Source organism: Neoactinobaculum massilliense, from assembly GCF_900604955.1.
Classification (GTDB): domain Bacteria; phylum Actinomycetota; class Actinomycetes; order Actinomycetales; family Actinomycetaceae; genus Neoactinobaculum; species Neoactinobaculum massilliense.
The window spans coordinates 530186-550149 of the sequence record NZ_UWPE01000001.1 but is presented as its reverse complement, the minus strand read 5'-3'; the positions used below and the strand labels follow the sequence as shown (position 1 = coordinate 550149).

At 58.6% G+C, this 19964-nt stretch carries 18 protein-coding genes and 1 pseudogene; 7 read left to right on the top strand and 12 right to left on the bottom strand.

Annotated elements, in window-relative coordinates; translation table 11 throughout:
* Nucleotides 1-84: 84 nt before the first annotated feature.
* The 8 genes from EIH27_RS02445 to hrcA all read right to left on the bottom strand — a co-directional run bounded on the left by EIH27_RS02445 (nucleotide 85) and on the right by hrcA (nucleotide 8415).
* Nucleotides 85-1656 (bottom strand): alpha/beta hydrolase family protein, encoded by a 1572-nt coding sequence (locus EIH27_RS02445; protein ID WP_124039393.1) that lies wholly within the window; start codon nucleotides 1654-1656, stop codon nucleotides 85-87.
* On the bottom strand, nucleotides 1656-2555 hold the full coding sequence (era, locus tag EIH27_RS02440; RefSeq protein ID WP_124039392.1) for a GTPase Era: 900 nt from the start codon (nucleotides 2553-2555) through the stop codon (nucleotides 1656-1658). Before era ends, EIH27_RS02445 begins: the two co-directional genes overlap by 1 nt.
* Nucleotides 2548-3804, bottom strand: coding sequence for a hemolysin family protein (locus EIH27_RS02435; protein ID WP_124039391.1), 1257 nt, complete (start codon nucleotides 3802-3804; stop codon nucleotides 2548-2550). Before EIH27_RS02435 ends, era begins: the two co-directional genes overlap by 8 nt.
* A gap of 26 nt (nucleotides 3805-3830) precedes the next feature.
* Nucleotides 3831-4316 (bottom strand): rRNA maturation RNase YbeY, encoded by a 486-nt coding sequence (ybeY, locus tag EIH27_RS02430; RefSeq protein WP_124039390.1) that lies wholly within the window; start codon nucleotides 4314-4316, stop codon nucleotides 3831-3833.
* Nucleotides 4317-4389: 73 nt separating this feature from the next.
* On the bottom strand, nucleotides 4390-5358 hold the full coding sequence (locus tag EIH27_RS02425; protein WP_124039389.1) for a PhoH family protein: 969 nt from the start codon (nucleotides 5356-5358) through the stop codon (nucleotides 4390-4392).
* A complete protein-coding gene (locus EIH27_RS02420; RefSeq protein ID WP_124039388.1) occupies nucleotides 5351-6187 on the bottom strand; it encodes a 16S rRNA (uracil(1498)-N(3))-methyltransferase in 837 nt (278 codons plus the stop codon). The genes EIH27_RS02425 and EIH27_RS02420 overlap by 8 nt, the downstream gene beginning before the upstream one ends.
* Nucleotides 6184-7299 carry a molecular chaperone DnaJ gene (dnaJ, locus tag EIH27_RS02415; RefSeq protein ID WP_124039387.1) on the bottom strand — a complete coding sequence of 372 codons (1116 nt, stop codon included), beginning with the start codon at nucleotides 7297-7299 and terminating at the stop codon, nucleotides 6184-6186. The genes EIH27_RS02420 and dnaJ overlap by 4 nt, the downstream gene beginning before the upstream one ends.
* A 99-nt stretch (nucleotides 7300-7398) precedes the next feature.
* Nucleotides 7399-8415 carry a heat-inducible transcriptional repressor HrcA gene (gene hrcA, locus EIH27_RS02410; RefSeq protein ID WP_124039386.1) on the bottom strand — a complete coding sequence of 339 codons (1017 nt, stop codon included), beginning with the start codon at nucleotides 8413-8415 and terminating at the stop codon, nucleotides 7399-7401.
* An 83-nt stretch (nucleotides 8416-8498) separates the two neighbouring features.
* Between hrcA and EIH27_RS02405 the strand changes: the two genes are divergently transcribed.
* A complete protein-coding gene (locus tag EIH27_RS02405; RefSeq protein ID WP_124040106.1) occupies nucleotides 8499-9353 on the top strand; it encodes a DUF3097 family protein in 855 nt (284 codons plus the stop codon).
* Nucleotides 9354-9405: 52 nt separating this feature from the next.
* Here the strand turns inward: EIH27_RS02405 and EIH27_RS08055 are convergent, their stop codons facing one another.
* The 3 genes and pseudogenes from EIH27_RS08055 to arsD all read right to left on the bottom strand — a co-directional run bounded on the left by EIH27_RS08055 (nucleotide 9406) and on the right by arsD (nucleotide 11662).
* Entirely contained in the window at nucleotides 9406-11013 is a 1608-nt protein-coding gene (locus EIH27_RS08055) for an ArsA-related P-loop ATPase (protein ID WP_206424860.1), read from the bottom strand.
* 95 nt (nucleotides 11014-11108) lie between these two features.
* A pseudogene (locus EIH27_RS08050) lies at nucleotides 11109-11258 on the bottom strand (ArsA family ATPase); the annotation flags it as partial.
* A 29-nt stretch (nucleotides 11259-11287) separates the two neighbouring features.
* A complete protein-coding gene (gene arsD, locus EIH27_RS02395; protein WP_124039385.1) occupies nucleotides 11288-11662 on the bottom strand; it encodes an arsenite efflux transporter metallochaperone ArsD in 375 nt (124 codons plus the stop codon).
* A gap of 300 nt (nucleotides 11663-11962) precedes the next feature.
* Here arsD and EIH27_RS02390 point away from each other — a divergent pair, with 300 nt between their 5' ends.
* Nucleotides 11963-12334, top strand: a complete 372-nt coding sequence (locus EIH27_RS02390) for a PH domain-containing protein (protein WP_124039384.1) — start codon at nucleotides 11963-11965, stop codon at nucleotides 12332-12334.
* 37 nt (nucleotides 12335-12371) lie between these two features.
* On the opposite strand, the gene EIH27_RS02385 is transcribed toward EIH27_RS02390, so the two are convergent.
* Entirely contained in the window at nucleotides 12372-12827 is a 456-nt protein-coding gene (locus EIH27_RS02385) for a GNAT family N-acetyltransferase (protein WP_124039383.1), read from the bottom strand.
* A gap of 107 nt (nucleotides 12828-12934) precedes the next feature.
* Between EIH27_RS02385 and EIH27_RS02380 the strand changes: the two genes are divergently transcribed.
* The 5 genes from EIH27_RS02380 to EIH27_RS02360 all read left to right on the top strand — a co-directional run bounded on the left by EIH27_RS02380 (nucleotide 12935) and on the right by EIH27_RS02360 (nucleotide 19899).
* A complete protein-coding gene (locus EIH27_RS02380; protein WP_124039382.1) occupies nucleotides 12935-13726 on the top strand; it encodes a MerR family transcriptional regulator in 792 nt (263 codons plus the stop codon).
* Between the two features lie 834 nt (nucleotides 13727-14560).
* Nucleotides 14561-15775 (top strand): ABC transporter substrate-binding protein, encoded by a 1215-nt coding sequence (locus EIH27_RS02375; RefSeq protein WP_124039381.1) that lies wholly within the window; start codon nucleotides 14561-14563, stop codon nucleotides 15773-15775.
* A gap of 118 nt (nucleotides 15776-15893) precedes the next feature.
* Nucleotides 15894-16820 (top strand): carbohydrate ABC transporter permease, encoded by a 927-nt coding sequence (locus EIH27_RS02370; protein WP_124039380.1) that lies wholly within the window; start codon nucleotides 15894-15896, stop codon nucleotides 16818-16820.
* A 47-nt stretch (nucleotides 16821-16867) separates the two neighbouring features.
* A complete protein-coding gene (locus tag EIH27_RS02365) occupies nucleotides 16868-17650 on the top strand; it encodes a carbohydrate ABC transporter permease (RefSeq protein ID WP_206424859.1) in 783 nt (260 codons plus the stop codon).
* A gap of 74 nt (nucleotides 17651-17724) precedes the next feature.
* The gene (locus EIH27_RS02360; protein ID WP_124039378.1) at nucleotides 17725-19899 is read left to right on the top strand and encodes an alpha-N-acetylglucosaminidase; all 2175 of its coding nucleotides are present in this window, start codon (nucleotides 17725-17727) and stop codon (nucleotides 19897-19899) included.
* Nucleotides 19900-19964 lie beyond the last annotated feature (65 nt).

Genomic DNA, 19964 nt, shown 5'->3' with positions numbered 1-19964 from the left:
TCGCACGGCGCTGTTCCACCCGCTGTGACGACGCCGCGCGCCTTCCGCGCCTGCCGGGCTCCTCGGCGTCGAAAATGGACACCGCTAGAAGAGGGCAGGCAGTACGTTCCAGTATCCGAGCGCCAGGAGGAGGAGGAACTGGCCGAGGATGGAGGTTCCGAAGGCGATAACGGCAAGTGGCCCCGCCGACGTCGCCGGATTACGACGCCGTCCGGTCACCCAGTGCACGCACGCGGACACCATGAACCACACGGCCAGGAGCGCCAATACGCGGACCACCAGCCAGCCGCCGCGCACGGCCCACAGATTCTGCTCGTAGTGGGTGGCAATGTAGACCACCACCAGGAGGTAGGCGAACAGGGCAACCCAACTGACCACGGAGAATACAGAGCCCCACGCGGTGGCCGCGCCGGCACCACGGAACGAGCCGAGTCTCCGTCCGCGGCGCCGAATGAGCGTGGCTAATCCCAATAGACCACCCACCACTATGAGGCCCACACCGCCCACAAGAACCCATACGGCCGCCGGACCGGCCGTACCGCGCGCGCCAATTTGGAAGGCCGCGGCCTGGAACTCCTGCTGCGGAGTGGCACCTGCCACGTGCGGGGAGGCCGTTGCGGAGAATGGGAGGCCGTTGACCCAGGTGGCAATATCCCGCATGGCGTGCTTGTCCAGTGCCTTTCGATTGGTCTGGAGACCATGATCCGCATTCTTGTAGTAGCGCACCGTCAGGGCGTGGTTGTCTGCCTTTGCCAGCTGGTCGCGCATGATTGTGGGGCCCTGAATCATGGGCATCGAATTATCGAGCGTACCGTAGGCCATGAACACGGGCATAGTCATCTGCGCCTCGAACGGGCTCGGGTCAAAATCGATGTACTGGAACGTACCGTCGCCAAATTCCTGCCCCATAAGCTTGGGGATGGCACGGCGCAACTCCACCGGAGCCCCAATTTCACGCAGATACGCATCGGAGGCAAAGGCTCCCTGGAAGCGGATAGGAATCACGGGCGCGGAGATAAACGCCACGAACGCCACATCATGATTACGCGCGGCGATGATCGGAGCAATAAAGCAGCCCTCAGAGACCGCATAGATTCCCACGCGACGCGCATCCACCCCCTCGTCCTCGCGAAGATGCTCTAGCGCATCCTCGTAATCGTCGGCCAGCGCGTAATAATCCCGATACGTGTTCGAATAGTTATCGACCCGCTTTTGCGGCGTCAGCGTCACTACGCCGGCTGACGCGATGAGGGATGTTTCCCGTTCGAATGCGTCATACCCGTTCGTACCCGTGCCGTGGATAAACACCATGGCGGGCAGGTTCTCCCCCGCTCCAACCGGTCGCTTGAGTTCGGCCGTCACCACGCTGCCATCGCGTAGATGTACCTTCTCCAGGCTGGTGGTGACGCGATAAGTTCCCAGGGAGGGGGTGGCGCTGGCGGTGGATACGGAGGTGTCCGATGTTTCCGGCACCACCATTTGGGCCATGGGCTGCGGATTCCAGCCCGGCCCCAGTACGGAGCCCACCAGCCCCATGAGGCACACGCATACCAGCCAGGAGGCAAACGTTAGGTAGCGCGGAATGCGCGGACGAAGGTGGGCGGACGTGCGCGTGACGTCCGGCATGCGGGAGGCGGGATAGGCAACGACGGACACTAGAAACCGAACCGTCCCAGCATCTTCGGGTCCCGCTGCCAATCCTTGGACACCTTTACGTGGAGGGAGAGGTAAACGCGCGTGCCGAGCATACGTTCAATGGACGCGCGCGCTTCCTTGCCAATTTGGCGGAGTTGCCGGCCTCCCTTCCCAATCACTATGCCCTTTTGAGAATCACGCTCTACGTGCAGGGAGGCGTGAATGCGCGTGAGAGGGGCACCATTCTTCGTACGCCCATCCTGTATTTCATCAATGGTGACCGCGAGCGAATGGGGTAGTTCGTCGCGCAGCCGCTCCAGGCCCGCCTCGCGAATAAGCTCGCTAATGATGGTCTCCTCGGATTGATCCGAGGTGGCATCGGGCGGATACAGCGGCGGGGAGGCGGGCATGCGTCCAATAAGTACGTTCACCAGCTCTTCTGTTTGCACTCCGGCGCGCGCAGAGACCGGCACTATGTCCGCGAAATCGTAAAGCGCACTCACCTCAGCAAGCTTTGCCCCCAGATCTACCGGGCTCACCAAATCTGTCTTGGTCACGGCGGCCACGATGGGCACACGCCCTTTTTTGGCGAGGTCCAGCAGATAGCGGTCACCCGGCCCCACCGGCTCATTGGCGGGCAGACACATGAGTTCTGTATCCACGTCCGCGATGGCGTCACGCACCATATCATCGAGGCGTTCGCCCAGCAGCGTACGCGGCCGATGCATACCGGGGGTATCCACGAGGATCAGCTGTCCGGCCTCACGGGTGACGATGGCGCGAATCACCCGCCGGGTAGTTTCCGGGCGGGCGGAGGTAATAACAACTTTCTGGCCGACCAGCGCGTTGATGAGGGTGGATTTGCCGGTATTGGGCCGGCCCACCACGCTCACGAATCCGGCACGAAAATCCTCACGCATCGTGTTCCTCCTCCTTCGCCTCCGCCCGTGTGGCGATCACCGTGGACAGCAGATGCCGGCGCCCCTCGAAGCGGTCCGCCACCAAGTGCAACCCCGCAATCGTAGTTTCGCTACCACGAATTGGCAGTCGTCCCAGTCCCTTCGTGAGCAATCCACCAGCTGTGTCCACATCGTCGTCGTTCAATTCGAGCCCAAACAACTCCCCGAGCTCATCGACAGGGCACCGCGCGGGCACCCGGAAGGCGCCCCTTCCTAGATCCTCGGTCTCAGGTTCGCCGTGGTCATGCTCATCCTCGATTTCGCCCACCAGTTCCTCGACGATGTCCTCGATGGTCACCAGGCCGGCAATGGCGCCGTACTCGTCAATGGCGACGGCGATGTGGACCTGCTGCGCCTGAAGCTCGCGCATGAGGGCACCCACGTTCTTCGTTTCGGGCACTAAAACGGGCGGGCGCATAATATCGCTCACGGTCACACCCTCGGCGTCCGAGCGACGGTGGATTCGGCGGATCACGTCCTTCATGTAGGCCATGCCGCGCAGATCATCCAGGTTGTCACCCATCACGGGGATACGGGAGAAACCGGAGCGGACGAACAGGGAAAGGGCCGAATCCAGGTCCGTGTCGGCGCTCACCGTGATCATGTCGGTACGGGGCACCATGATCTCGCGCACCATCGTCTCGCTCATGTCGAAGAGCGATTCAAGGATTTCGCGTTCGCCCTCCTCGATCGCCTCGGATTCGGAAACGCGCTCCACCATGAGCGCCAACTGGTCCTCTTGTTTTTGTTCTTCGGCTTTACGTGCCTCCACGGGTTCGGCCGGGGTACGAATAAACAGCCTGCCAAAACGAGTGGCGCCCACCAGCATTCCGGATGAGGACTTGAGGACGCGAATGTGGCGGCGCACCCCGAAATTGAGCGGACGCAATGCCATAAACCCACAGCACACCACGAGGGTGACCAGGAGGAACACGCCGGCCAGCGCCCGCCCATGCATGAACTGGGCCAGCCCCCACCCCAGTGCGTAGGCGTAAAGGGATGTAGAGACCAAACGGAGGAAGGCGAGGCCGGCGGTAGCCGCATCCCGTTGCGATTCCACAAACATGAGGCGCCGCCCGCGGGCCGATTCAGAATCGAACGCCTGGCTCGCTTCCGTCCGTGTCAGGCGCCCCAGCGCCGCGCCCAGCACGGTCCACCACAGCGCAAAGAAAATGGCGACACCGGCCCCGATAAATGCAAGAGCGGTCATGACACCTCCCTACGAAACGGACGTGGTTATACCTCGGTGGGCTTTGGATCCCCGCCCCCGCGATCCGCCAGGAATATGAGGAGGAGCTTACGTTGCAGCCCAAACATTTCTTCTTTAGCCTTCGGGTCCGCGTGGTCAAAGCCCAGCAGATGAAGGATGCCGTGCGTCACCAGGAGAAGGATTTCCTCCGCGGTGGAGTGGCCCATGTTAAGTGCCTGGCGTCGCGCCACCTGCGGGCACACCACAATGTCACCGAGCATGCCTGGCTTCGGTTCTTCGCCGGGTGGAGTGGGACGCAACTCGTCCATGGGGAAGGACAGCACGTCCGTGGGCCCGGGCAGGTCCATCCACTTGATGTGGAGATCCTCCATGGTCTTTTCATCCACCAGCAGTACCGAAAGGTCCGAGAGCGGATGCACGCGCATTTGATCCAGCACAAATGTGGCCAGCTGGTTGATTTCTTCCAGGTTCGGCGCCGGCTCGAAACCGGATTCGTCATTTACCTCAATCACTGTTCTCCCTCGCGCGCTTATCAGCGCGATCGTCGTGGCCCTACGTCAGGATTCCCGCGCCCGGCATGCAATCCTACTGTTCGCGCGCGTCCCAGCGCGCATATGCGTCAATGATGTCCCCCACCAGCGCGTTTCGCACCACGTCCGCGGTGGTGAGTTCGGAGAAATGAATGCCCGGCACGTCACGCAGTACACGGCGTACCTGCACCAATCCGGAATGCGTGCGCCCGGGCAGGTCCACCTGCGTAACATCCCCGGTTATTACCATTCGACTATGGAAACCGAGCCGGGTGAGGAACATTTTCATCTGCTCGGGCGTGGTGTTTTGCGCCTCATCCAGGATCACGAATGCATCGTTGAGGGTCCGTCCGCGCATGTACGCCAACGGCGCCACCTCGATGGTGCCGGCGGCCATCAGCTTTGTGATCGTATCCGGATCCATCATGTCAAACATGGCGTCATAGAGCGGGCGCAGGTAGGGATCGATCTTATCCGTCAGCGAGCCAGGCAGGAACCCGAGCGATTCTCCGGCTTCCACCGCCGGCCGCGTGAGAATGATCCGCTTGGCTTCCCCGCTCTGCAGCGCCACCACGGCCTTGGCGACGGCCAGGTAGGTTTTGCCCGTCCCAGCCGGCCCGATACCGAATGTGATCGCGTTCTCGTTGATAGCGTCCACGTATTCTTTTTGCCCCAGCGTTTTTGGGCGAATCGTAGTGCCACGGGCGGAAAGAATATCCGTTTCGATGAGGGCGGTGGGGTTTTCTGCCCCGGATTTGGCTAGTTTGATGGCGCGTTCGGCGGTATCCCGGGTGAGGAATTCGCCTTCGCTGACCACTTCGATGAGCTGGGATACCAGCGACGCCGCAAAATCCAGCGCTCCCGTCTCTCCACTCAGCGTGACGCGGTGGCCGAGAACATGGATTTCTACCGGCGCCAGGCCCTCCTCCAACGCGCGCAGTACTTCATCGCGCTGGCCGAGGAGGCGAATCATGGACACGTGCTCGGGCACTTCGAGTACCCGCGATTGCGCAAGATCAGTCATCACTGCCCATGGTATCGGTTAGGGCTTGGATCGTGGCGATGGCGAAGGGTGCTGCACTCCCGGAGCGCAGCACATTGCGAGTGAGGAGCACCGGCATGCCACCCGCCGCCCCGAGTGCTTCAAGTTCGGCCGGTGAGATACCACCTTCCGGTCCGACGACGACGGTGGCTCCCGCCTCCCGTATTCGTGCCGCCACCGCCCGGTGCTCGGTAAGGAGTGTCGGAAGGGTAACCGTGGCCGTTTCGTGGCAGATAAGCACTACCCCGCCGCGCGTGGCGACCCGCGGGACGGTATTCGCCGTCACATCGGCGTGGCCTGCGGCATTGGGCTGTTCCGCGGAAAGGAATGCGACCAGGTCTCGCGTATTAAGCGCCCCGCGCACCTCGGGGATCCAGGCCCGGCGGGATTGTTTGGCGGCGGCGAGTGCGGTGACTTCCCACCGGGCCCGGCCCTTTGCCCGCTTCTCCCCCTTCCAGTGCACTACTGAGCGATCCGCCTCCCAGGGGATGAATGCGGCGGCACCGTATTCGGTGCAGGTTTCTACGGCCTGCTCATCACGTCCGCCTTTTGCAAGCGCCTGCACGACGGTGATACGCGTACCGGCCGGCTCCGTCGCCACCGACTCCGCCCGGGCTTCAAGCGAATCTTTCGCCACCACGGTCACCGTGCAGGTGGCGCGGGTGCCGCGGCCGTCCACAATGTCAATCTGTTCACCCACGCGGACGCGGCGCACGCGCACCGCATGATGGCCTTCTGCACCATCCAGCGTGAGAAGCGCTCCGGGATATGCGTGTGCGGCGGCCGGAGCCACAAATACTGGGAGCGTCACCTGGCGAACTTCTCCCGCAGCCGAGCGAAGAAGCCCTGGTTTTCTTCACTCATTGACGCGTCCGTTGCCTGCTCGCCGCGTAGCTCCGCCAGTTTTCGCAGTAGCTTGCGCTGCTCTCCGGTGAGATCAGAGGGGGTTTCCACCACCACGGCAATGCGCATGTCGCCACGCCCCTCGCCGCGTAGATGTCCCGTGCCCAGCCCCGGCAATACGGCCACAAACCCGGAGGATGTGCCGGCGGGAATCTTTACCTTCTGCGCGCCATCAAAAGTATCCACGGAGATCTCTGCACCTAGCGCCGCAGACGTCATGGGAATGGTTACCTCGGCCAGAAGATCGTCGCCGGCGCGCCGGAAAATGGGATCGGGGCGGACGGAAACCTCAATATATAGGTCGCCGGGCGCACCGCCCTGGATACCGGCGTCGCCCTGACCGGACATGCGGATTCGCATCCCTGTTTCAATGCCGGCACGAATATCCACCGGAATGGACTTCTCCGCGCGCACGCGCCCCTCGGCATTGCAGGTGGGGCACGGCGTGGTGATGACGGTGCCGTGTCCACCGCACTTCGGGCAGGGGGATGTGGATACCATGCGCCCAAACAGCGAATTGGTGACCTGCCGGACGGAGCCGGAACCACCGCACTGGTCACACGTGGTCGGGTGCGTGCCGGGCGCCGCCCCCTCGCCATGGCACATCGGGCACTGCTCGGCGAAGGAGCCCTTGATGTCCCGTTTGGTACCGAACACGGCATCCTTGAGCGAAATTGTGATGCGCTCCAGGCGGTCGCGGCCGCGCTCTCCACGCGGGGTTGGCCCGCTTGCGGCGCCGCCCCCGAAGAATGAGGAGAATATATCGGAGAAGGCACCGCCAAAGCCTGCGGCGTCGAACCCACCACCGTGCAGCGCCTGCTCGCCACCGGCGTCGTACATGCGCTTCTTTTCCGGATCTGAAAGCACCGTGTAGGCCTCATTGACGGCCTTGAACTCATCCTCATGACCGGGGCCGGCCACATCCGGATGCAGTTTGCGCGCCAGCTTCTTGTAGGCGCGCTTGATCTCCGTATCCGTCGCGTTCCGGCTCACTCCGAGAGTCTCGTAAAAATCTGCCACTTGCTTCTTTCCATTCGATTCGCGCTAAATATGAGGCCGACCGGCCTGTTCACCGGCCTTCCGACCCATTACTGCCTGACCCTCAATTCATCACACCGGTCATTCCGTGCCCAATGCCCGCGAGAGGTAGCGTGCCACAGCCTGCACCGCCGCGATATTGCTCCGGTAATTCATTCGCGTGGGCCCCACCACGCCCACACGCGCCACCGCACCGTCTCCGGCCCCGTATGTGGAGGAGATAACGGCAGTTTCGGACAGTTCGCTTCGCCCCGTTTCCTTCCCGATGCTCACCGACGGACTGCCATCCATGAGGGCAAGTAGACGCAGCAGCACCACCTGCTCTTCGAGCGCGTCCAGCACGGGCTCGATGGACCGCGAAAAGTCCGCAGCCTGCCGGGAAAGACTAGACGTCCCCGAGGTGGTGAGCCGGTCCTCACGGGCATCGTTGAGCAGATCGGCGAGCACATCCACCAGCGCGCGCACGTCCGGGCGTGAGACTTCCGGAGCCTCATCGACCACCGTCATCATTGCCGCCGCGGCCGCCCGCCCCCGCTTGCCATCCGCCGATTCGTTGAGCTCACGGGTGAGGCGCGCGAGGCCGTCCGGATTCACCGCATGGGTGAACGTGACGTGACGCTGTTCCACCCGGCCAGCCGTGGTGATGAGTACGAGGAGCACGTGACGCTCCCCCACCGGCACCAGTTCAATGTGCCGCACCGCCGAGCGGTCCAGCGTGGGGTACTGGATGATCGCCACCTGATGCGTGAGAGCTGCCAACGAACGAGCCGCACGCGCCAGCACATCATCCAGGTCCACGGCGCCGTCAAGAAGATGCTCCATCGCACGGCGTTCCGGGCTGGAAAGCGGACGCACGGAATCAATGGCGTCCACAATGGCCCGGTAGCCCTCATCCGTCGGCACGCGCCCGGCTGACGTGTGAGGTTGGGTGATGAGCCCGCGTTCCTCAAGCAGGTTCATGTCATTGCGGACGGTGGCAGAGGACACCCCCAGCCGGTAACGATCCACCAGCGCCTGGCTCCCCACGGGCTCCTTCGTGAGCACGTACTCGCGCACAATCGCCTCAAGTACCCGCATTCTTCTGTCATCGCTTCCCATGGTCACCTCAATTCAGCACTCGACACGCTCGACTGCTAATTGTAGGCGTTGGAGCGGCAAGGCAATAGCCTGGTGCGGTGACACTGCACTCCTCCACGCCTGACCGCTACGGCGCCGATGTCCTCTCCCATGATCCCCACGCCCGCCCGTCCTCCCGGGAGGTTGAAGCGCGCCCGGGACTGCTGATCGAGGACGTACAGAGTGGGTTCGTGGGCGAAATCATGGACGTGCGGCGGCGCGGCGGGCTGTGGCAGATGGAACTGGAGGGTCAGCGGGGCGTTCGGCGTGTGTTCCCACTGGGCGCCGGCTACTGGATCGAAGGCCAGCCGGTGCGCCTCACGCCGCCGCGTCCGCACCGCATCACCAAGCCCCGCATCAACGCGGCCGGTTCGATTCACGTGGAGCAACACCGGGCAAGGGTTGCGCGCGCGTCCCGGATTTGGGTGGAGGGCAAGCACGACGCCGAACTGGTCCAGAAAGTGTGGGGTGAGGATCTGGCACTTGAGGGCGTAGTGGTCGAGGAGCTGCTCGGCGTGGACAACCTGGAGGAGAAAATGGCCGAGTTTGAGCCGAGCGACGAGCGCCGCGCGGGCGTGCTGGTGGACCACCTGGTGCCGGGCTCCAAGGAGTCACGCATAGCTGAGGCCGCGATGCGCCGCCCGGGAATTCTTATCCTTGGCCACCCGTACGTGGATGTGTGGCAGGCGGTGAAGCCCGCGGCCGTGGGCATCCCCGCCTGGCCCGCCGTGCCGAAGGGCGAGGACATTAAGCGCGGCACGCTGCGCAGGCTCGGCTGGCCGTATCAGACGAAGGAGGACGTGGGCCTCGGGTGGGCGCGGATCCTGGCCTGCGTCCACACTTACAAGGACCTGGAGCCGAGTTTGCTGGGACGCGTGGAGGAGCTCATTGACTTCGTGACAGCCGTAGGCACGCGCTAGCGGGAGTGCGAGCAGGGGCGGCGCCGCGACGTCGTCGTCCCCACCGCCCCTGCTACGCGAATGCGATGTAAGCAACTACCTCTCCGCGGTGTGCCGGATCAAGCAATCGCTCGACTGTGCGCCGTTGCGATGCTGCCCGGCGAAGTAGGAATGGCGAGACCGTATCATCAAGTCCAAGGTACTGGTTCACCACCCAGGCCTGCGGAACAATGCCTGCACGCTTAAGATCCTCTTCAAGCCCAAGCGCCTCAAGGATCGGCGTGGACTCTGGCAGCGTGACCAGGATGGGGACCGTGCGCGTGGCGTCACGAAGCCGCGTCAATGCGGTGAGGTGCCCCGTCGGATCTTCACTGGCCCCACTCTGACGCATAAATTCACGGTGGTAGGAGCCCGTGGCGTCCAGCAACAGAAGTGTGTGTCCCGTCGGGGCCGTGTCAAGTACCACCCAACGTCGGTCGGCCTCGTCAAGCACGCGCGAAAAGGCCCGAAATACGGCCACTTCCTCCGTACAGGGGCTGGCCAGATCCTCTTGGAGTTGGGCGCGTGCCGTTGCGTCCAAGCCGGCTCCTTTAGTGTCGAGTACCTCCTGCCGGTAGCGTGTTACCTCTCGTTCCGGATTGATATTGGTAACCTCAAGGTTCGGCCGGTTTCGCGCCAGCATCAGGTCGAGGTGTGAGGCCGGATCAGTGGTTGCGAGCAGTACATTCATGCCGCGGTCAGCTAAAGACACGGCAATTGCCTCGGCCACCGTCGTTTTACCTACGCCGCCTTTTCCCATGGCGAGAATCGTTTTCGGCGCCGGGCTGGTTTCGCACACGTGCTCGACGATGCCGGCCACGCCTTTCATAGCCACACGGAGCGCTCCCGCCACGGGCGCGGGCGACGTTGAACCGGTCACTGGATCTGCAGATTGGGCGGGTGTAAACGCGTTCGCCTCCGTGGCGTGTTCAGGCGTCACAAACTCGGTGCTGGTGGGCATCAGCGGCTGCGGTCTCACTTCCGTCAGGCTCTCCACCCCCATAACTGGTTCAGCGCTCATGGGCACGGTGAAGGTACGCAGCCCGGCCAGTCCATGGTGTCGTGACCCGATAGCATGCACGATTGCCTGCTCGGCGCGGTAGAGGCGCTCGTGGAGCGGATCCCCGGAAGCAGGCGGCAGCATGCCATTGACCACAAGCACCTGCGGGCGAATTCCCATGCCAGCCAACTCGCCTGCTGACCGTTCGGCCTCCGCGAGCGTTGCCTCTTCGGGCCGCGCCACCAACGTGAGTGTGGTTTCATCCCGGTTCCCCAGCACTGTCACCGCATGCTCATAGTCGGTGTGGTGCTTATCCAGGCCACTGAGCGGCCCCAGGCACGAGGCGTCCCCAGCACCCTTCTTAATGAAATTCGACCAATCTCCGGGCAAGGCGAGGAGTCGAAGCGTATGGCCGGTAGGCGCGGTGTCAAAAATAATGTGGTCGTAATGTGCTTGCAGATCGGGGTTGACGAGGAAATCGACAAAACGATTAAACGTGGCCACCTCCACCGTACACGAGCCGGAGAGAGTCTCGGCGGTTTCGGCCAGCGCCTCGGGTGGTAGCAGCCCACGCACCGGCGCCAGCACCGACTCGCGGTAAGCCGCAGCCTCGGATTGCGGGTCAATCTCGATGGCGTCCATACCGTCTCCGGGTTCGGCTCCGCGTCCTGATTCGCCGCCTCCCCGTGACACAACGCTGCCCCAAAGCTCGGCACCAGGTCCCCGAGTGCAGTGACATGCGCGCCGATTGGGTGGCCAAATACCTGGGCAATATTCGAGGCCGGGTCCGTTGATACAAGTAGCACACGCTTGCCACGCCGGGCCAGCTGTACGGCGGTGGCACACGACAGGGTGGTTTTCCCGACGCCGCCTTTCCCAGTGAACATAAGGAATGGCGTGGTGGGCGGCCACGACGCTAGCAGCATCCTGAGCCCTCGCAGCACCGCGTGCCCGCACGTCGGGTCGGCGTCGTCGACAGTAATCCCGCACCCTCACGGGCCCACCTCCGCAATTCCTCGAGCGAAGGGTAACGCCCAACGAGCGCGAGAGTGCCATCCACTACGATGGCGGGCAGCGCGCCAGCCCCCTTGACCGCGAGCAATTGTTTGATGACGGACTCCCGGGCAAAATCCAGTGGCGCATTGGCGAGGTTATGGCGCACCACCTCAATGCCCTGTTCATGCGCGGCAGTTACGGCCGCGTTGAAATCGACAAGCGCCTGATTAACATCGGCTCCGCACACGCCCGAAGAACAGCACAGCGACGGGTCAAAGACATGAATAGCAAACATTGCGCACCTCCGGTTGCGTCGACAAACAAATTTTAGTTCACGCCACCGCCACGTCCGCACATACCTCCCGGCAACCACCGCTGCTACGCCCATGGCAATGCACTGTGGAATGCTCGCGTGGACGCGCTTATTAATTCGTGATAGCCGTAGGCACGTGCTAGCGCAGGTTCGTACCTGCGCGCCGCGACGACGTCGTCCCACGTGGCGGCCGGAACAAGGGACGGAGGTTGCGTGGCTACGCCGCTACCCGCGCGAGTATGCTTTTCGCCCGGTAAACAATTGCGGCGCAAAGGAGCCACCGTGGAAACAACAGGGATCACCGAATGGACTTTCTTCGAGGAAGTGCCGATTCCCAAGGACGTCAATAGCATCATCGTGCAGGGCGAACAGCCGTATGCGGCCTACAAGACCTTCCGAGATTCGGCCATTTTCACGTCCAAGCGGCTCATTATTCGCGATTCGCAGGGCATGACGGGCAAGAAGGTAGAGATCTATTCGATCCCCTACTCCACCATCAACATGTGGTCCACGGAGAACGCAGGCCACATGGATTGGAATGGCGAGGTGGAACTCTGGACGCGCGCCGGGCACCTGAAGATTAAGCTCGGGCGCAAGGTGGATGTGCGGCGGCTGGACCAGCTGATCGCCTACTGCGTACTCATTAGCAAGTAAGGCCGAGTCCGGGGATGGTCCGTGACTATCTGCTCGCCTATAGCGGCTTGACCATGATGAGGCACGGATTGTCCTCACCCCAGAGGTCGGTTTCTTCCAGCGGGAGGAATCCCACGCTCTCATAGAAGTGGCGCGTTTGCGCGTAGCCGGGATCCGGGTGGGCGGGACCAAGCGTCTTTACCTCGAGGAGGCGCACGCCCTGTGCGCGGGCGTTCGATTCGATTGCGGCGATGAGCGCCGTACCGATCCCGCGGCCGTGATAGGAACGTTCAACGGCCATAAAATGCACCTCGACCACGTGGGAGAAGTGCCGATCGAGTATTGCGACGCCAACCGCGTGTCCACCCTCGCGGATGTACGCGGTTTCTTTCTCCCCGGCCGCGGCAACGTATTCCTCGTTCGACTGCGGCAGCCCAAACCACTCGGGCAGCGTGGCAATGATCCGCCTCACGTCACCGGGAGCAACCTTGCCGAACTCAACGTTCCAGGTCATGCGCCGCCTCCTCCATTTTTGCGATTGGTTCATTGTTGCACGGCCGTCCCACAGGAGATGCTCCTACCGCTTGACCCTGACGCGGCGTCAGGCATCAGGATGGCTCTATGAGCAACGAAGACGAGTTTCGAACGGTCGGCGAGGTCGCCGCGCTTCTGGGCGTGTCGGTGCGTACGCTTCACTACTGGGAGCAGCGCGGGCTGATCGCGCCGTCGGGACGAACAAGCGGCGAGTACCGGCTCTATTCCGACGCTGACATTGCGCGTCTTGAGCAGATTCTCATCTATCGCGCCACCGGCATGAGCCTCGGCTTAATCCGTGAGGTACTCGCCAGCGGCGACCGCATTGAGCATCTCCGCCGGCAGCGCGCGTTGCTTATACAGAAGCAGGACGAGCTTGGCCAGATGGTTCAAGCTCTCGATCAACTCTTGGAGGATGCAATGGGTGAAGACAAGTTGTCGGTGGAGGATGTGGCAAAGGTGCTGGGCGAAGCAAATTTGCCCGCCTGGCAGGCGGAAGCCGAGGAGCACTGGGGCGATACCGACGCATGGGCGGAGAGTTCCAAGCAGACGGCCGCCATGTCCGCATCAGATTGGACGGATACGAAGGAACGCATGGACGACGTCGATCACCAGCTTGCAGAGGCGATGCACGCGGGCGTGAAACCTGGTTCGGAGGAGGCTAATGCGCTGGCCGAGGCGCATCGCGCCGCGATCGGACAGTTCATGCCTGTTTCCTATGAGCGTCAGGTGATCCTGGCCCGTACGTATGTTGAGGATCCCCGCTTCACCGCACACTACGACGCATACGCGGAGGGCCTCACCGTGTGGTTGAAAGCGATTATTGACGCGAACGCACGGACCCACGGTGTGGACCCGGACACCGCGGAATGGGACTAGCGGATTCGCGCTGCCTCCGTCTCAGCGTTTAGTACGACGCCGTCTGGCACGGCCAAGTAAAGGGCGCGCGGGAGGCCAGAGGCACTGAAGACACCTAGGTTCCTCTTACTGGTAAGTGCCCTGTGATACCGCGTGATGTCACAGGGCACCCGATAATCGTTACCGTTCCTACGTTGTGGTCTGCACGTACAGATCGAATAGGTGGGCAACGATCTTTTGCTCGACGCCGCGGAAGTCCACGCTGTATGCCGCCTCGACCGCCGCATCTAATTCGTGATGAGTATTAGTGGTTCCGCGCGGTTAGCCATCAGTCTTCGCTAAACCAAGCTCTTCCTGCTTATCATTGGCCTTTCCTCTACGATCTTTGAATATAACAATTCCAAACAAAGAAATAACTTCCCCGGCTATCCATTCCTTGAAAACTCCGAGTCCCCCAAAACTGCGATTGCTACGAAACAACTAATCCGTCAGCCCTGAAACCACCCGTTGTTATGTATCTTGTATGTAGGTAACCGTTAAGTATCATGCTCATTTCTAGCCTACGAAGCATAGGGAAGTTCCGTAGCGGTGTTCCCCGCCAACAAACTCATGAAAATCTAAGGCGTCTACTATCAAATGTCCAATAGACTCCGTTTTTAAAATATGTTAGTGAAGGACATTTGTCCTGATTCTAATACCACTAAATCGCTATCTTTTGATACAAGCTCGATATAGGTTGAGCGAAAGTGGTAGTCCACGCCTCGCAACGCGTTGGCGAGTAGTGAGCTTCAAATATGCAAGCGATGGAGGTTGCATTGGTTTACTTTAGAAAGCTAGCTGGTCTATCAGTAGTCGTTGCTGCAGTGTTGGCAGGTAGCACAGCATGCGCAGGTACCAGCAGTTCGGGGGGGGGGGGACACCGAGATAACCTACTTCTCCTACCATGGCGAAGAAATTACAAAACCAATTGTTGCAGAGTTTGAAAAGGAGAATCCCGACGTCTCCGTCAAAGTAACGTACGGTAACGACCCGCAAGAATACGTTCAGACTCTGCAAACCCGTATCGCGGGGAACAACACTCCCGACGTATTTGTCATTACGCTAGATAATCGTAACGACATCATGAATGCCGGAGCTGCATTGGATCTCTCGGGTAAAGATTTTCTTTCAGGACTCCCCGAGAAGAGTTTCGATCTGTACAGCCGCGACGGCAAAGTCTACGGGATGCCAACAACAGCCTGGTTTGCTGGCCTAGTTTACAATAAGGATCTTCTCAAAGCGTCTGGGTACAGCAGTGTTCCAACCGACTTGAGCGATTTCATTACGATGTGCCAGAAACTGAAGGCAGATGGGGTGCCATACCCGTTCTTGGACGAAACTGATTCCATCGTCTCAGGGACACTCCAGGCCCTCATAGCGAGTTATCAGGATAAACAGGGTCTCCTTCCAATGGATGAATCCATCGATACTGGTGAATCGACTGTAGCGAAAACGTGGAAACCGGCCCTTGAGCAGTACCAGAAGCTCATTAAAGATGGCGTCGTTACAAAGGAGAACGTGACGCTACCCCAGGACCAGATCGTCCAAGCATTCCTTTCGGGCCAGGCTGCCGTCTATCGGACGGGCCCATGGGACTACACACAACTATCTCAGTCAGGAATCAACTTCGGCGTATCAGCATTTCCTGCATATCCGGGCGGCTCCGCATACGTGAACGGCGGACCTGATGGTGGATACGCAATTTCTGCAAGTGCCTCAAAAGATAAGCAAGCTGCCGCAGAACGATTTCTAGCATTCCTCAACAGTGCGAAGGGAATCGAACTTACAGTGAAAGGGACGGGCGGTACATCACTATCCGATAATTACACCTCCCGAACGTACGAGCAGTTCCAACCGGTTGCAACGGACTATCTGCTAAAAGGAAAGTATTACGGCCTTACGTGGTCCAAAGCGTCCGAAGCCATGACATCCGAGGCTCTTTCCCAGCAGCAATTGTTGATTCAGGGTCAAACAACCCCGGCAGAAATGGCAGATACCTTACAAAGCAAATGGGAAAGCGTCAGCAAGTAAATACAGACGCCTAACCAAAATAGAGACGGCGTCGCGTCTCTTGTGACGCCGTCTCAGAAGAATTCCAGCAATGTCGTAATAAGCCGATATTTCTGACAAGCGGAAGTGTGAACCATCTATGGCAGTCAACAGTGCCACATCCCAGCCAACACAACGTACTAGGTGGAGATCAGGAAGTGAACGAATCGCTACCGTCTGGTTACTCCTACCCATCGTCTGTATATTCGCTGTACTGACTATCGTCCCTTTAGCTCAGTCTCTCGTATATTCGTTTACTGACTTTAACGGCTATACCTCGAACTATTCATTTGTCGGATTACAAAACTACACGGAGGTATTCAGCGACCCTAGTCTCTTAAAGGGCCTTTCGTTCACGATAGTATTTGCAGCAGCTTCAAGTGCACTAATAACACTCCTCGCGATTCCTCTAGCCGTCATTGTCAACACAAAATTCTTTGGAAGCTCCTTTGTGCGGTCACTATTCTTCTTTCTTGGCGTACCGTCGGCAGCAATTCTCGGCTCGGTCTGGCAGTATCTGCTTTCCCCGTTATCATCTGGAGTCATAAATTCCATTCTCGGTCGGTTTGGAATTGATCCTGTGTCATGGCTTGCAGACAGTACGCTGGCGAAAATCTCAGTTATCTTAATCGCAGTTTGGGCTGGAGTTGGATGGCACGCAACGCTCTACCTTGCTTATCTTCAGTCAATCCCAAGGGATCTGTATGAACAGGCTTCGGTGGATGGAGCAAGCACATGGCAACAGTTCATTCATATAACAGTTCCGCAATTAGTTCCTGCAATGATGGTGTCCCTTTTCCTATTGATAAGCGGAGGACTCAAAGTTTATGAACTTCCACTGACATTAACAGGTGGCGGGCCGGGATATGCGACTCATACAATCACGCAAGACATTGTGCTACGCGGCATTGGACAATCTGATTACGGCGTCGGCTCGGCACTAGCTGTACTGTTCTCGATTGTTGCTTTCGTCGTGATCATGGCTTACATCGGAATCTTTCAAAAGATCGCAAGGAGATTTTCATGAATCGCCACAGCAGGCGGACGACCCAGCGAATCGTACTTTCAATAATAATGCTGGCAATTGCTTTAGTCTCCGCACTACCACTGTGGTACGTGCTCGTTAACTCGTTCAAGTCGCAAGTCGATATGACTTTACATCCGTTAGCGTTGCCGTCTGAGCTAACCCTCACTAACTTTGCAAACGCATTTCAAGATGGCTCAATGATCAGAGCCTTCCTGAACACGCTGCTCGTTACGGTGGTCGCGGTAGCAATCCAGGTGCTGGTTGGCTCGCTTGCCGCCTACGGCGTTGTCCTAAAGAAATGGGTATTAACGCGGGTCGTCGGCATCATTCTTATGGTTGCCTTCACCGTACCCGCCCAGGCCACTCTAATCCCGCTCTACAAGATGGAAGCCTCGTGGGGGCTTGTTGATTCCCTACTCGGCTTGATTCTGTTGTACTCAGGTGGCGCAGTATTCTGCTACTTCCTGATCGTCGGTTATATGCGTGGAGTACCTAAGGAACTCTTCGAGGCTGCGAAGCTAGATGGCGCACGGCCGTTGCGGATCTATTTCTCTATCGTGCTTCCGGTCATACGACCTATTCTCGTGACCGTCATCGTATTTCAAGTGATCGGCACCTGGAATGATTTCCTATATCCAAACGTATTTATTTCCTCACCGGAGAAGGAAACCGTCGTCCTCCAGGTATACAACGCTGTGAGCCAGTTCGGGACAAATTGGCCCCTCTTCATGGCCGTGACAGTCTGTGCCTTGGTACCGATCTTTATCTTCTTTATCTTCTGCCAAAAGTGGATCGTCAGTGGATTGGTAGCAGGATCCGTCAAGGGGTAAAGCAGAGCAACCTTTTGCATCAGGATGTAGTCGATCAATATCCACACCCCACATATGATTGGTAGCACTTACTTATGTCAGAGAAGAATGACAGTCAAACCCAAGAAATACTAGACGGGCTAGTGCGACGAACACTCGGAGCAGATTATCAGCTACAGTTCCGTTTTATTCCCACAGATCCTCCAAGCAATGGCACCAGTTATTTTGAGATTCATCCAACTACTAACGGGAGAATTGAGATATATGGATCAGATCGAGTTTCGCTCGCGCCTGGATTCTGTCATTACCTCGATCTGATCGGAATAGATCCCGATGCCATCAATACGAATGACGTCGATATATCGCGAAGACAATCCCACCAGGAAGGATGCACACATACGAACCCGTACCGCGTACGCTACTTTTTAAATTACTGTACCTTCTCTTATTCAATGGCCTTCTGGGACTGGCCAAGGTGGGAGAAACTTCTCGACTGGTGCGCCATGCACGGAGTCAACATGCTCCTCGACTTAGTGGGCCACGAGGAAGTTTACAGACAGCTGCTTAGACGATATGGGTACACAGAAGATGAAGTTCGATCTTTTCTACCTGGGGCTGCATACCTTCCATGGTTCTTCATGCAGAATCTGACCCATTGCGGAAGTCCTTTACCTACGGATTGGTTCCCGAACCGCTTACACCTGGCACACAGGATTCACAAGCGCATGGCGGACTTAGGTATTACTCCTGTTTTCCCAGGGTTCACCGGGGTAGTACCAAGAGACTTTAGTGAGAGGAACTCAGGATTCTCAGCGATCGATTCGGGTACCTGGTGTGGATTCCGGAGACCAGCGATATTGGATCCTGGAGTAACACAAACCGAGCGCGAACACTATCAAGAGTTCGCATTGAGCTACTACACAATCCAAGACGATGTTTTCGGAAAGATTACGCACTACTACTCAGCTGACCCACTCCATGAAGGGGGCTGTGTAGATCCCCCAGCCGTAATTCGGATCTTTGGAGCAATACAAAAGGTGATGCAGACTGCTGATCCTGCCTCCATTTGGGTTTTGCAACAGTGGCAAGGTCAGCTAGATGAGCAGAAGCTTTCAGCTATTCCGTTTCCTTCGCAGTGTCTAATTCTTGATTTGGAATCCGATCTTCATCCCAATCATGCTCTACTCGAGCAGAGACAGTTTCCGTGGGTATGGTGCACCATCGAGAATTTTGGTGGACGAATGGGGCTTGACGGCCCGTTGGCACGCATTGCGAATGGCCACATCAAGGATGCTGAAGTATCAAGACATATGGTTGGAATTGGAGCCGCGCCTGAGGCACTCAACATGCGTTCACCGGTTTTTTCACTCTTGTTCCAGAGTGCCTGGATGGGAGGAAAAGTCAACATATCTGCATGGCTTTGGCGATTCTACAAGAACCGATACGGCGATACATCAGAACAGCTCAATGAGATAGTCCAGTTCTTGCTTACAACCGTCTACCAATATGATCCACAGTGGTACCACCAAGGCGCTCCAGAATCAGTCATTCTGGCTGCCCCGTCAGACTCCGTCATTACACAAGCATCAAGTTGGGGCAGTACTAAAACCCCCTATTCCCACCTGCAACTCGAAGCGGCGACAGAAAGACTAACTGAGATTTATACCAGAGCCGCCCATCCTACCAATGCGCTGGTTGACGATCTCTGCGAATTACTAGCTCAGGTCATATCCAATACGGCCAAAACCGTCCAATATCGAATGAGCGAGTCATATAGGGCAAGAAACGCTCAGGCGTTCAACCTGTACTCAGATCGTTTGCTCGAGCTCATTGACTTACAAGCTAATGTCTTAGCGCACTCACGGCACTTCCATATGGAACCGTGGATACGTTCAGCACGAGACATCTCAGAGGCAGTTTGCGATTCTAAAGAATCCAGTTTGGAAAAAGAAGCATGGTCACTCGTCACGCGATGGGCTGAAGAAGCGGACGCAACACTACTCGATTACTCAAATCGCGAATGGGTAGCACTCCTCAGGACCTATTACGGCCCACGTTGGCAACAGTACATTCGCAATAGACAAGATGCACTAGCCGGCATAGGACCCGCCGTAGATTTCAATTGGCCTTCCTACGCGAATAGATGGGTAACCGAGCACATAGGAATGTCAATCGATGAAACCTCCGCTGTACCGCTGAGTGTCCTCGCACAGGCCGTATTGCGTCGTGGCACAGCCAGCGCGATTCACGAACTCGACATGCTTACGTAACATACACCCGGATGATATTCCTCCTGCTACCAACCATTCACATCGATGATGCCAACATGGCCTGG